A 13117-nucleotide genomic window follows, 5' to 3' on the forward strand; every position below is an offset into this window, starting at 1 on the left:
AGGGCCGCCATGAGCAGCAGCAGACCAGACCAGCCCCTGAGCCAATTGGGGCTGACCGCCCGCGGCGGCGCCGACCCGCAGATCCGCGGCCTGGCGGTGGACAGCCGCGAGGTGCGCGCGGGGTTCCTTTTTGCAGCGCTGCCGGGCAGCCAGGTGCATGGCGCCAAGTTCATCCCCGCCGCGCTGGAAAAAGGCGCCGCTGCGATCCTGACCGACGCTGCGGGCGCGGGCATCGCCGCCAAGGTGCTGGACGAAAGCCACGCCGCGCTGGTGGTGGTCGAGGACCCGCGACAGACGCTGGCCTACGCCGCCGCCCTGTGGTTTGGTGGCCAGCCGCAGACCGTGGTGGCCGTGACCGGCACCAACGGCAAGACCTCGGTCGCCACTTTCGTGCGCCAGATCTGGACCGAGCTGGGCCATGAGGCCGTCAACATGGGCACCACCGGCATCGAGGGCGCCTGGAGCTACCCGCTGGCCCATACCACGCCGGAACCGATCACCCTGCACCGCGCCCTGGCAGAGGCCGCGGCGGCAGGGGTCACCCACGCGGCGATGGAGGCGTCCTCGCACGGTCTCGACCAGCGGCGTCTGGACGGGGTTCAGCTGGCCGCCGCCGGGTTCACCAATTTCACCCAGGACCATCTGGACTATCACGAGACATTCGACGCCTATTTCACCGCCAAGGCGGGCCTGTTCCGCCGGGTGCTGCCGGAGGAGGGCGTCGCCGTCATCAACATGAACGACCCCCGCGGCGCCGAGATGCGCGCCGTCGCCGCCGCCCGCGGGCAGGAAGTGATTTCCGTGGGCCGCGGCCTGGGCGATCTGAACCTGATGGGGATGCGCTATGACGGCACCGGGCAGGACGTGCGGTTCTCCTGGCATGACAAGCCCTATCAGGTGCGCTTGAACCTCATTGGTGGCTTCCAGGCGGAAAACGTGCTCTTGGCCTGCGGGCTGGTGATTGCCGCCGGCGAGGACCCGGAGCGGGTGTTTGAAACCCTGCCGCATCTGACCACCGTGCGCGGCCGGATGCAGCTGGCGGCGTCGCGCGACAATGGCTCTGCCGTGTTTGTCGATTACGCCCATACCCCTGATGCCGTTGCCAGCGCCATCAAGGCGCTGCGCCCGCATGTGCTGGGCCGGCTGATTGCCATCGTCGGCGCCGGCGGCGACCGTGACACCACCAAGCGGCCGCTGATGGGGCAGGCGGCGCACGAGAACGCCGATGTGGTGATCGTCACCGACGACAACCCCCGCAGCGAGGATCCGGCCATCATCCGCGCCGCGGTGAAGGGCGGCGCGCCGGACTGTATCGAGATCGGCGACCGGGCTGAGGCGATCCTGCGCGGCGCTGACATGCTGCAGGCGGGCGATGCGCTGATCGTCTGCGGCAAGGGCCATGAGACCGGCCAGACCGTGGGCGACACGGTGCTGCCGTTTGACGATGTGGAACAGGCCAGCATTGCCGTGGCCGCGCTGGACGGGAGGATCGCATGACGCTCTGGACCGCAGATGAGGCAGCCGCCGCCACCGGCGGGCGGGCGCAGGGGGACTGGGCCGTCTCCGGCCTGTCGATCGACACCCGCACCATCGAACCCGGCGATATGTTCGTGGCGCTGAAGGCCGCGCGCGACGGCCATGACTTCGCGGCGCAGGCGCTGGAAAAGGGGGCAGGCGCGGCGCTGGTCTCCCGCATTCCGGATGGGGTGCCTGAGGATGCGCCGCTTTTGATCGTCGACGATGTGCAGGCGGGGCTGGAGGCCTTGGGCCGCGCGTCGCGCGCCCGCACGCAGGCCAAGGTCGTTGCGGTGACCGGCTCGGTCGGCAAGACCTCGACCAAGGAAATGCTGGCGCGGATGCTGTCGGACCAGGGCCGCACCCATGCCGCCGTTGCCAGCTACAACAACCACTGGGGCGTGCCGCTGACGCTGGCGCGGATGCCGCGCGATACCGAGTATGCGGTGATCGAGATCGGCATGAACCACCCCGGCGAGATCGCGCCGCTGGCAAAACAGGCGCGCCCGCATGTGGCGATGGTGACGACGGTGGCCGCGGTGCATCTGGAGGCTTTTGAAAACGTCGAGGGCATCGCGGCTGAGAAGGCTGCGATCATGGAGGGGCTGGAGCCCGGCGGCGTCGCGGTTTTGAATGCCGATATTGCTGAGGCCCATGTACTGCGCGACGTGGCCGCTGGTCTGGGTGCGACCGCCCGCTGGTTTGGCGAAAGCGCCGCAGACTACACCCTGCATTCTGCCGGGATCGAGGGCGAGGAGACCGTTGCCCGCGCCACCGCAGCGGGGCGCGAAGTTGAGCTGCACATTCAATCGCTTGGCGCCCATTTCGCGATGAATGCGCTGGGCGCGATGGCCTGTGTTGAAGCCTTGGGGGCCGACCCGGTTAAAGCCGTCGAAAGCCTCGCCCTGTGGTCGCCGGTCAAGGGCCGCGGCGTGCGCGAGACGGTCCGGCTGGTGAGCGGCGCCATTACCCTGCTGGACGACAGCTATAACGCCAACCCGACCTCGATGGCGGCGGCGCTGGCAGTGCTGGCGGCCACGCCGGGGCAAGGGCGCAGGATCGCCTATGTCGGTGACATGAAGGAGCTTGGCCCGCAGGAGGTGGAGCTTCACGCCGGGCTGGCCGGTCTGGCCGCGGTTGAGGGCATCGACAGGATCCACTGCATCGGTCCGCTGATGCAGGCTTTGCATGGTGCTTTGCCGGAGGGCAAGCGCGGCGGCTGGTACGCAACCAGCGCCGAGGCGGTGCCCGGCCTTGCAGAGGAAATCCGCGGCGGCGACATCGTGCTGGCCAAGGGCTCTCTCAGCATGGCGCTGGCCAGGATTGTTGACGGCATCCGCGAAATGGGCCACTCCGGCCCCACAAAAGAAAACGCGTAAAACACGAGGGAAGGGCCCAGATGCTCTATTGGCTGACCGCTTTGTCGGACGGAGGGGATTTTTTCAACCTCTTCCGCTATATCACCTTCCGCGCAGGCGGCGCCTTCATGACCGCGCTGATCTTCGGCTTCCTGTTCGGCAAGCCGCTGATCAACGTGCTGCGCCGCAAGCAGGGCAAGGGCCAGCCGATCCGCGATGACGGGCCTGAGGGGCATTTCTCCAAGGCGGGCACCCCGACCATGGGCGGCCTCCTGGTGGTGGGCGCGCTGCTGACCGCGACGCTGATGTGGGCGCGCTGGGACAATCCCTTTGTCTGGCTGGTGCTGTTCGTGACGCTGGCCTATGGCCTGATCGGCTTTGCCGATGATTACGCGAAGGTTTCCAAGCAGACCACCGCGGGCGTGCCGGGCAAGCTGCGGCTGGCACTGGGGATCATGATCGCGGTCACTGCGGCGCTGTGGGCTGCGGCCTATCACCCGGCGCCGCTGCAGAACCAGCTGGCGCTGCCGGTGTTCAAGGACACGCTGATCAATCTCGGGATCTTCTATGTTCCGTTCTCGATCTGTGTGGTGGTGGGCGCTGCCAATGCGGTGAACCTGACCGACGGGCTGGATGGCCTTGCGATCATGCCGGTGATGATTGCGGCCGGAACCCTGGGCGTCATTGCCTATGCGGTGGGCCGCGTCGACTTCACCGAGTATCTGGACGTGCATTATGTGCCCGGCACCGGCGAAATCCTGATCTTCTGTGCGGCGCTGTTCGGCGCGGGCCTTGGCTTCCTGTGGTACAACGCGCCGCCCGCGGCGGTGTTCATGGGCGACACCGGCTCGCTGGCCCTGGGCGGCGCGCTGGGCGCCATCGCCATTGCCACCAAGCACGAACTGGTGCTGGCCATCGTCGGCGGTCTGTTCGTGGTCGAGGCGCTGTCGGTAATCATTCAGGTCCTCTACTTCAAGCGCACCGGCCGCCGGGTGTTCCTGATGGCGCCGATCCATCACCACTACGAGAAGAAGGGCTGGGCCGAGCCGCAGATCGTGATCCGCTTCTGGATCATCTCGTTGATCCTGGCGATGATCGGCCTGGCGACGCTGAAGGTGCGGTAAAACACACCGTTTGGCCGCCGCGCCATGTCTTTGGCGGGGCGGTTTTCTGTCAACTCTGGTTTATGGAACCGCCCGGGGCTGCTGCGTCGGGCGGTTTGTCTTTTGAAGAAGGCGGCGCCGCCGGAGGGGCGGAGCATCGGATGGCCGTTGTCAGCGGCCATGTCCGTCTATCGGCCTGTGCGGACCCGCCCTGCACCCAATGAGGAGGTGGTCTGAGGGGGCCGGTCTCCTGGTCTTCTCGTTGCAACGCTTGGAGACTAACCCGGCCGGGTGAAGATGTGGTGAGGGCAGCGTACGGTGGGTGCGCAACAGCCATGCAGGCAAGCCGGTTTTCAGAACACCGACCAATCCATCTCGCGCGCCAGCAGCTCCATCGCCTCGGTGCCCAGCTTGGAGTTTCCATTGTGGTCCAGTCCCGGCGACCAGACCGCGATGCTGGCTTTGCCCGGCACGATGGCCAAAATGCCGCCGCCAACCCCGCTTTTGGCGGGCAGGCCGACGCGGTAGGCGAACTCGCCCGACCCGTCATAATGGCCGCAGGTCAGCATCAGCGCATTCAGCCGCCGCACCCGGTCCTGCGACACCAGCGCCGGTTTGGCGCCGCCGCCGATCAGGAAACGGCCCGCCTTGGCCAGCTGCACCGTGGTCAGTTCGGTGGCGCACTGGTGGAAATAGGTGCCCAGTGTTTTCTCCGGCGGGTTCTTGAGGTTGCCGAAGGACGCAAGGAAATTCGCATGGGCAAAGTTGCGGTGGCCGTGGCGGGTCTCCGAGCTGGCCACCGCCTTGTTGATGTGGATGTCCTCGTCCTCTGCCGCGGCGCGGATGAAGGCGAGGATTTCCGCCAGCGCCTCCTTGGGCGCGCGGCCGGCCAGCAGCTCATCCGTGGTGACGATGGCGCCTGCGTTGACGAAAGGGTTGCGGGGGCGGCCGCGCTCATGCTCCAGCTGGACGATAGAATTGAACGCTGTGCCCGAGGGCTCGCGCCCGACACGGCTCCACAGCTGGTCGCCCGCGCGGCCAAGCGCGATGGCCAGGGTGAACACCTTGGTGATGCTTTGCGCGGAGAACCGGGTCAGCGCGTCGCCCGCGTGGAACAGGCTGCCATCCGCGGTGGCCACCGCGATGGCGAACTGGTCCGGGTCGACCTGTCCCAACTCCGGAATATAGCCGGCGACGGCGCCGCGGTCGGTGCGGCTCTGCATTTCAGCACTGATCCGGTCGAGCAAAACCTGCAATTCCGCGGCCACGGGGGATCCTTCCTTCTTGATTTGCCCGGAATCTCCGGCATGGGCCGGCGCTTGTCAATCTGACGGCTCTGGCAAAGCCTGAGCGGATCGGTTAGCGGTTCTGGCAACAGGTCTAAGGGAGGGCAGGTGATGATCCCGGTCAAAGGATATGAGGGCGCCAAGGTGGCGGTGCTGGGGCTGGGGCGCTCTGGCCTGGCGACGGCGCGGGCCCTGCGCGCAGGCGATGCGGAGCCCTTGTGCTGGGACGACAACCCGGCAGCGCGCGAGGCGGCGGAGGCGGAAGGCTTCACCTGCCGCGGTCTGCACAAAGCCGGCGCCTTTGACGATGTGGCGGCGCTGATCACCTCGCCCGGCATTCCGCATCTCTATCCCAAGCCCAACCCGGTGATCCGCGCCGCGATCGAGGCCGGGGTGCCGGTGGACAATGACATCGGGCTGTTCTTCCGCTCCTTTGCCGATGCCGAGTGGCAGATGTATGACCAGCCGCCGCGGGTGGTGGCGGTCACCGGATCCAACGGCAAATCGACCACGGTGGCGCTGCTGCACCACATCCTGCAGGAAGCGGGCCGCGAGAGCCAGCTGGCGGGCAATATCGGCCGCGGCGTGCTGGATATCGACCCGCCGGGCGAGGGCGGCGTGGTGGTGCTGGAGCTGTCGAGCTACCAGACCGAATTGGCCCGTGCGCTGACCCCGGATGTGGCGGTGTTCACCAACCTGTCGCCTGACCATCTGGACCGGCATGGCGGCATGGGCGGCTATTTCGCCGCCAAGCGCCGCCTGTTTGCCGAGGGCGGGCCGGACCGCGCCGTCATTGGCATTGACGAGGACGAGGGGCTGTTCCTGGCGGGCCAGCTGTCGGAGGGCGCGGGCGACGACCGGGTGATCCGGATTTCCGCCGCGCGCAAGCTGACCGGGCCGGGCTGGCAGGTCTTTGCGCGTAAAGGTTTTTTGAGCGAGTACCGCAAGGGGCGGCAGGCGGCCTCCATCGACCTGCGGGAGATGATGGGCCTGCCGGGCGCGCATAACCACCAGAACGCCTGCGCGGCCTATGCGGCGGCGCGCACCCTGGGGCTGGCGCCGCGGCTGATTGGCGAGGCGATGGCCACATTCCCGGGCCTGCCGCACCGCAGCCAGACCATCGCAGAGGCAGATGGCGTGCGCTATGTGAATGACAGCAAGGCCACCAACCTGGACAGCGCGGTGAAGGCGCTGAGCGCGTTCAAAAACATCCGCTGGATCTGCGGCGGGCTGGAAAAGGACGGCGGGCTGGACGCCCTGCAGGGGCAGACTGCCAATGTGCGCAAGGCCTATGTGATCGGCCGCGAGGCGGCAGGGTTTGCGCTGCAGCTGGATGTGGAGGCCGAGGTCTGCACCACCATGGCAGCGGCTGTGGAGCGCGCCATGGCGGAGGCTGAGGACGGCGACACGGTGCTGCTGGCGCCGGCCGCGGCGAGCTTTGATCAGTATGACAACTTCGAGCAGCGCGGCGATGACTTCGTGGCCGAGGTAAAGGCGCGGCTGGAAACCTAGGCTCGGGTCAAAGACCGATGTCGCGCAGCAGGTGCTCTGGCAGGTGGCTCAGCCGCCTGCGGGCCAGCTGCTGCCCGGCGGCCTGGCCGGCCGGGGCGTCCTTGTGCCGCTGCGAGGCAAAAAAACTGCTGATAACGTGCCAGATGTTCATCTGTGAAAGCATTTCAGCCATGGGCTTGATCCTTGTTCTGTCTGAACAAGATGTGGCCGCTTGCCGCGTCAATGACCAATTGAATCTCAGCGGTCCTGGTATAAGCTGTGTTGATGGATCGTTCTGTAAATCCCCTGCCGCCGCTGCCGGCGGTGCGCGTCTTTGAGGCAGCGGCCCGGCTGGGCAGTTTCAGCCGCGCGGCTGAGGAGCTGGCGATGACGCAGGCGGCGGTCAGCTATCAGATCAAGCTGCTGGAGGACCGGGCGGGCCGGCCCCTTTTCAAAAGGCTGCCGCGCGGGGTGGCCCCGACCGCGGCGGGCAAGGCGCTGCAGCGGCATGCCGGCGAGGCGCTGGACCTGCTGCGCCAGGGGTGGGCGGACCTGCGCGGCAGCGGCGGCGAGGAGCTGGTGATTAGCACCATCACCAGCTTTGCCGCCTTCATTCTGGGCCCCCGGCTGGGCCTTTTCCAGGTGGCGCATCCCGGCATCACCACCCGGGTCGATGTCAATCCGCGGGTGGCGGACCTGCTGGCAGGGGAGGCCAGTGTGGCGATCCGGGCCGGCCGCGGCAGCTGGCCGGGGCTGGCGGCGGACCTCTTGATCCGCGGCAGCTACACGCCGCTGCTGACACCGGCGCTGATGGAGGCCTACGGCCCCATCGAGGAACCGGCGGACCTGCTACGGGTGCCGCTGGTCGATGCCGGCGACCCGGCCTGGGCGCTGTGGTTCCGCGCTGCCGGCGTTGAACCGCCGAAGCAGGCGGAGCAGCACAGTCTGGGCACCCAGATGCTGGAAGTGCAGGCGGCGCTGGCCGGCCACGGCGCCTGCCTGATGACACCGGCCTATGCCCGCGGCCTGATTGCCAGCGGTGCGCTGGTGCAGCCGTTCGATCTGGTGACGGAAGATGATATTTCGGTCTGGCTGGTCTGCCCGGAGGCACGCCGGGATGCGCCAGCCATCGCCGCCTTCCGCAGCTGGCTGCTGGCAGAGGTGGCGGAACTGGCCGGGTAAAGTTTAGCAGGAAAGGGTGGGGCGGCTTCAGGCTCACCCAAGCGGAAAACCTTGAGGCTCAGCCCTTGGCGGCGATGGCAGTGCCGGCGGCGAAACCTGACGACCAGGCCCATTGGAAGTTGTAGCCACCGAGCCAGCCGGTCACGTCCACCGCTTCGCCGATGGCATAGAGACCGGGGGCCGCTTTGGCCTCCATCGTCTTGGAGGAGAGGCCGTCGGTGCAGATGCCGCCCAGGGTGACTTCGGCGGTGCGGTAGCCCTCGGTGCCGGCGGGCAGCAGATGCCAGTTCTGCAGCGCCTCGCACAACGCGGTGAGCGCGGCGTCGGACTGGTCCGCCAGGCGGCCCTTGAGGCCGAGCTGCGGGGCGAGGAAATCCACCAGCTTGCCCGGCAGATGGCGGCTGAGTTCGGTGGTCAGGTCGCGGCGGCCCTCGGCCTGGCGCTGCTCGCGCAGGAGATCGTAGAGAGGTATGTCCGGGATCAGGTTCACCGAGATCTCCTCGCCCTCGCGCCAGTAGGAGGAGAGCTGCAGAACCGAGGGCCCCGAGAGGCCGCGGTGGGTGAACAGCAGCGCCTCGTCGAAGGAGGTGCGGGCGTTCGAGAGCCGGGCGGGCAGGGAGACCCCGGCCAGCGGCTGGAATCGGCCGTCGGGGAAGGTGAAGGGCACCAGGCCTGCGCGGGTTTCGGTGACTTCCAGCCCGAACTGACGGGCGAGGTCATAGGCGAGGCCAGTGGCGCCCATCTTGGGGATCGACTTGCCGCCGGTGGCCAGCACCAGATTGCGGCAGGCGACACTCAGCGGTTTGCCCTCGCGCAGCAGCTGGACACGGTAGCCGCCGGCAGTCTGCTCAACGCTTTCGACGGAGGTTTGCAGCCACAGGTCCGCGCCGCCCGCCCGCATCTCCTCCACCAGCATGGCGATGATCTGCTTGGCGGAGCCGTCGCAGAACAGCTGGCCCAGGGTCTTTTCGTGCCAGGCGATGCCGTGGCGGTCCACCAGTTCGATGAAATCCCACTGGGTGTAGCGGGCCAGCGCCGACTTGCAGAAATGCGGATTGGCGGACAGGTAGTTCTTCGCCTCGGCATACATGTTGGTGAAGTTGCAGCGGCCGCCGCCGGAGATGCGGATCTTCTCGCCCGGCGCCTTGGCGTGGTCGATCACCAAGGCGCTGCCGCCGGCATGGCGGGCGCACATCATGCCAGCCGCGCCGGCGCCGAGAATCAGAGTGTTTACCTGCATGGGCCGCATCGACCATGGAACCGGAAGCGGCGCAAGGGGGATGCCGGGCGGCGGAGATTTGCGGATTGCCCCCGCCGTGCGGGCAGCTTCTTGCTGTCAAGACCGCCTCAGCGCGGGGCGGTGGTTTTCCGCCGAACTGTGTTCTTTTTCTGGCGCCGCGGCTCACGTTTCGTTACAGTTTCTGTGAGACCCCGAAAAATGGGGCGGAACGAGGCATATAGTGGCGGTATTCCCATGACTGAGATGGTCTATGGCGCGGTTCCCGTGCAGGCTGGTGAGCCGATTCTTCCTAAGTGGTGGCGGACGCTGGATAAATGGACGATGTCCTGCATCCTGATGCTGTTCGTGATCGGTTTGCTGCTGGGGCTGGCGGCCTCGGTGCCGCTGGCGGAGAGGAACGGGTTCGGCAATTTCCACTATGTGCAGCGCCAGGCGGTGTTCGGGCTGACGGCGCTGGCCGCGATGCTGATGACCTCGGTGATGTCGCCCACGCTGGTGCGGCGGCTGGCGGTGGTCGGCTTTGCCGTGGCCTTTGTCGCGCTGGCCTTCCTGCCGATTTTCGGCACCGATTTCGGCAAGGGCGCGGTGCGCTGGTATTCGCTTGGTTTTGCCTCGCTGCAGCCCTCGGAGTTCCTGAAGCCGGGCTTCATCGTGGTGGCCGCCTGGATGATCGCCGCCAGCCAGCAGATCAATGGCCCGCCGGGCACGCTGATGTCCTTTGCGCTGTGCATGATGGTGGTGATGATGCTGGTTTTGCAGCCGGATTTCGGCCAGGCGAGCCTGATCCTGTTCGGCTGGGGGGTGATGTATTTCGTCGCCGGCGCGCCGATGCTGCTGCTGGTCTGCATGGCCGCGGTGGTCGTTATGGGCGGTGTGTTTGCCTATAACAGCTCCGAGCATTTTGCCCGCCGCATCGACGGCTTTCTGAACCCTGACATCGATCCGACCACCCAGCTGGGCTATGCCACCAACGCGATCCGCGAGGGCGGGCTGTTCGGGGTCGGCGTCGGCGAGGGGCAGGTGAAATGGTCGCTGCCGGATGCCCATACCGATTTCATCGTCGCCGTTGCGGCAGAGGAATACGGGCTGGTGCTGGTGGCGGTGCTGATCGCGCTTTACGCCTCCATCGTGGTCCGCTCGCTGTTCCGGCTGATGCGCGAGCGCGATACTTTCATCCGTCTCGCGGGCACCGGCCTCGTGTGCATGTTCGGCGTGCAGGCGATGATCAACATGGGGGTTGCGGTGCGGCTCTTGCCCGCCAAAGGCATGACCTTGCCGTTTGTCAGCTACGGCGGATCCTCGCTGATTGCCACCGGCATCGCAGTCGGTATGCTCCTTGCCTTTACCCGGACGCGCCCGCAGGGCGGGATTGCCGACTACCTGAACGGCCGCGGCCGCTGACGAGATTTGGGAAAGAGACCAGCTGCGATGGCACAGAAAATGCTTTTGATGGCTGCCGGGGGAACCGGCGGCCATATGTTTCCTGCACAGGCGCTGGCCGAGATGATGCTGGCACGCGGCTGGCGGGTGAAGCTGTCGACGGATGCGCGCGGCGCGCGCTACACCGCGTCTTTTCCGAGCGCGGTTGAAATCTCGCAGGTGTCCTCCGCCACCTTTGCCCGCGGCGGGCTGCTGGCCAAGGCGCTGGTGGGGCCGAAGATTGCCGGCGGTGTCTTGTCGATGGCAATGCAGATGCGCCGCGACCGGCCGGATGCGGTGATCGGCTTCGGCGGCTACCCGTCGATCCCGGCGCTGGGGGCGGCAACGCTGCTGAAGCTGCCGCGGATGATCCATGAGCAGAACGGCGTGCTGGGGCGGGTGAACCAGGTCTTTGCCACCCGCGTGGCGGGCGTCGCCTGCGGCACCTGGCCCACCACGCTGCCGGACGGCGTGCCGCATGAGCATGTCGGCAACCCGGTGCGCAGCGCGGTGAAGGAGCGGGCAGGCGCCGGCTATATCCCGCCGGGGGATTACCCGATGTCGCTGCTGGTCATGGGCGGCAGCCAGGGCGCGCGGATCCTCAGCGATGTGGTGCCCGCCGCGGTGGCGGCGCTGCCGGAGGGCATCCGCAGGCACCTGCGCGTCTCGCATCAGGCGCGCGAAGAGGACCTGGCGCGGGTCAGTGCCTTCTACGCCGAGCACGGCATAAATGGCGATGTGCAGACCTTCTTCACCGATGTGCCCGCCCGCATGTCGGAGGCGCAGCTGGTGATCTCGCGCTCGGGCGCGTCCTCGGTCGCTGATATCTCGATCATCGGGCGGCCGTCGATCCTGATCCCCTTTGCCGCCGCCGCAGGCGACCACCAGACCGCCAACGCCCGCGGGCTGGTTGACGCCAATGCCGCCGTGATGATCCCGGAAAGCGCCCTTGATATCCCGGTGCTGGCAGAGCATATGGGCGCAATTCTGAGTAACCCGCAGGCTGCCGCGCAGATGGCAACCGCCGCACTGAGCGCCGGGGTCCCCGATGCCGCCGAACGTCTGGCGGCACTGGTGGAGCAACTGGCCGAGGAAGGATAAACGTTATGAACCCAGCAACCAAACTGCCCGGTGACGTCGGCCCGATCCATTTCGTGGGTATCGGGGGCATCGGCATGTCGGGCATCGCCGAGGTGCTCTTGAACCTCGGGTACATGGTGCAGGGCTCGGATCTGAAATCCTCCAAGATCACCCAGCGGCTGGAGAAGCTGGGCGCGCGCGTTTTCACCGGCCAGAAGGCGGAGAACCTTGAGGAGGCCGCGGTTGTGGTGATCTCCTCGGCGATCAAGCCAGGCAACCCGGAGCTGGACGAGGCCCGCCTGCGCGGCCTGCCGGTGGTGCGCCGGGCCGACATGCTGGCGGAGCTGATGCGGCTCAAGTCCAACGTCGCCATCGCCGGCACCCACGGCAAGACCACCACCACCACCATGATGGCAGAGCTGATGGTGGCCGGCGGCTTCGACCCGACCATCGTCAACGGCGGCATCATTCACGCCTATGGCTCGAACGCGCGGATGGGGCAGGGCGAATGGATGGTGGTCGAGGCGGATGAGAGCGACGGCTCCTTCAACCGGCTGCCCGCAACCATCGCCGTGGTGACCAATATCGACCCGGAGCATATGGAGCACTGGGGCGATTTCGACACGCTGCGCGACGGCTTCCTGGAATTTGTCTCCAACATCCCGTTCTACGGCATCGCCGTCTGCTGCACCGACCACCCCGAGGTGCAGGCGCTGGTGGGCCGGATTTCCGACCGCCGGGTGGTGACCTATGGCTTCAATGCGCAGGCCGATGTGCGCGCTGTCAATCTGACCTACAAGGCCGGCGTGGCGCATTTCGACGTGGTGCTGCAGGCCGAGGACCGGGTGATCGAGGGCTGCACCCTGCCGATGCCGGGAGACCATAATGTCTCCAATGCGCTGTCCGCGGTTGCGGTGGCGCGGCACCTGGGCATGAACAGCACCGAGATCCGCGAGGCGCTGGCGGCCTTCGGCGGGGTGAACCGGCGGTTCACCAAGGTGGGCGAAGTGAACGGCGTCACCATCATCGACGACTACGGCCACCACCCGGTGGAGATCGCCGCAGTGCTGAAAGCGGCGCGCCAGGCCTGCGAGGGCCGGGTGATCGCGGTGCATCAGCCGCACCGCTATTCGCGCCTGTCGAACCTGTTCGACGACTTCTGCGCCTGCTTCAACGAGGCCGACGTGGTGGCGATTGCCGAGGTCTTTGCCGCCGGCGAGGAGCCGATCGAAGGCGCCAGCCGCGATGATCTGGTCGAGGGCCTGATCCGCCACGGCCACCGCCACGCCCGCGCCATTCTGAGCGAGGACGACCTGGAACGCCTGGTGCGCGAGCAGGCGCGGCCCGGCGACATGGTGGTCTGCCTGGGCGCCGGCACCATCAGCACCTGGGCCAACGGCCTGCCTGAACGGCTCCTGAGTTGATTTTGCCAGCGGCGGCCAT

The 13117-nt window shown here is 67.1% G+C and carries 11 protein-coding genes; 8 read left to right on the plus strand and 3 right to left on the minus strand.

The features are described from left to right. Positions 1–9: 9 nt before the first annotated feature. The 3 genes from KUW17_RS16450 to mraY are packed head-to-tail and all read left to right on the plus strand — an operon-like array spanning position 10 to position 3997. Entirely contained in the window at positions 10–1497 is a 1488-nt protein-coding gene (locus KUW17_RS16450) for a UDP-N-acetylmuramoyl-L-alanyl-D-glutamate--2,6-diaminopimelate ligase (protein WP_222481068.1), read from the plus strand. Further along, positions 1494–2894 carry a UDP-N-acetylmuramoyl-tripeptide--D-alanyl-D-alanine ligase gene (murF, locus tag KUW17_RS16455; RefSeq protein ID WP_222481070.1) on the plus strand — a complete coding sequence of 467 codons (1401 nt, stop codon included), beginning with the start codon at positions 1494–1496 and terminating at the stop codon, positions 2892–2894. Before KUW17_RS16450 ends, murF begins: the two co-directional genes overlap by 4 nt. A 20-nt stretch (positions 2895–2914) precedes the next feature. Then, a complete protein-coding gene (gene mraY, locus KUW17_RS16460; protein WP_222481071.1) occupies positions 2915–3997 on the plus strand; it encodes a phospho-N-acetylmuramoyl-pentapeptide-transferase in 1083 nt (360 codons plus the stop codon). Between the two features lie 332 nt (positions 3998–4329). Here the strand turns inward: mraY and KUW17_RS16465 are convergent, their stop codons facing one another. Continuing rightward, positions 4330–5244, minus strand: coding sequence for a glutaminase (locus KUW17_RS16465; protein WP_222481073.1), 915 nt, complete (start codon positions 5242–5244; stop codon positions 4330–4332). Positions 5245–5373: 129 nt separating this feature from the next. Here KUW17_RS16465 and murD point away from each other — a divergent pair, with 129 nt between their 5' ends. Beyond that, positions 5374–6774 carry a UDP-N-acetylmuramoyl-L-alanine--D-glutamate ligase gene (murD, locus tag KUW17_RS16470; RefSeq protein WP_222481075.1) on the plus strand — a complete coding sequence of 467 codons (1401 nt, stop codon included), beginning with the start codon at positions 5374–5376 and terminating at the stop codon, positions 6772–6774. Between the two features lie 7 nt (positions 6775–6781). Here murD and KUW17_RS16475 read toward each other — a convergent pair whose 3' ends face one another. After that, positions 6782–6946, minus strand: coding sequence for a hypothetical protein (locus KUW17_RS16475; protein ID WP_222481077.1), 165 nt, complete (start codon positions 6944–6946; stop codon positions 6782–6784). 92 nt (positions 6947–7038) lie between these two features. On the opposite strand from KUW17_RS16475, the gene KUW17_RS16480 reads away from it, so the two are divergent. Beyond that, positions 7039–7935 (plus strand): LysR substrate-binding domain-containing protein, encoded by an 897-nt coding sequence (locus tag KUW17_RS16480; RefSeq protein WP_222481079.1) that lies wholly within the window; start codon positions 7039–7041, stop codon positions 7933–7935. Between the two features lie 58 nt (positions 7936–7993). On the opposite strand, the gene KUW17_RS16485 is transcribed toward KUW17_RS16480, so the two are convergent. Beyond that, positions 7994–9175, minus strand: coding sequence for an NAD(P)/FAD-dependent oxidoreductase (locus tag KUW17_RS16485; RefSeq protein ID WP_222481081.1), 1182 nt, complete (start codon positions 9173–9175; stop codon positions 7994–7996). 234 nt (positions 9176–9409) lie between these two features. On the opposite strand from KUW17_RS16485, the gene ftsW reads away from it, so the two are divergent. The 3 genes from ftsW to murC are packed head-to-tail and all read left to right on the plus strand — an operon-like array spanning position 9410 to position 13098. After that, positions 9410–10576: a putative lipid II flippase FtsW gene (ftsW, locus tag KUW17_RS16490; RefSeq protein WP_222481083.1), complete on the plus strand. Its 1167-nt coding sequence runs from the start codon at positions 9410–9412 to the stop codon at positions 10574–10576. A 27-nt stretch (positions 10577–10603) separates the two neighbouring features. Then, a complete protein-coding gene (locus KUW17_RS16495; RefSeq protein WP_222481085.1) occupies positions 10604–11695 on the plus strand; it encodes a UDP-N-acetylglucosamine--N-acetylmuramyl-(pentapeptide) pyrophosphoryl-undecaprenol N-acetylglucosamine transferase in 1092 nt (363 codons plus the stop codon). Between the two features lie 5 nt (positions 11696–11700). Further along, entirely contained in the window at positions 11701–13098 is a 1398-nt protein-coding gene (gene murC, locus KUW17_RS16500) for a UDP-N-acetylmuramate--L-alanine ligase (RefSeq protein WP_222481087.1), read from the plus strand. The last annotated feature ends 19 nt before the right edge of the window (positions 13099–13117 follow it).

Origin of the sequence: Leisingera aquaemixtae (assembly GCF_019801145.1) — a bacterium.
Classification (GTDB): Bacteria; Pseudomonadota; Alphaproteobacteria; order Rhodobacterales; family Rhodobacteraceae; genus Leisingera; species Leisingera aquaemixtae_A.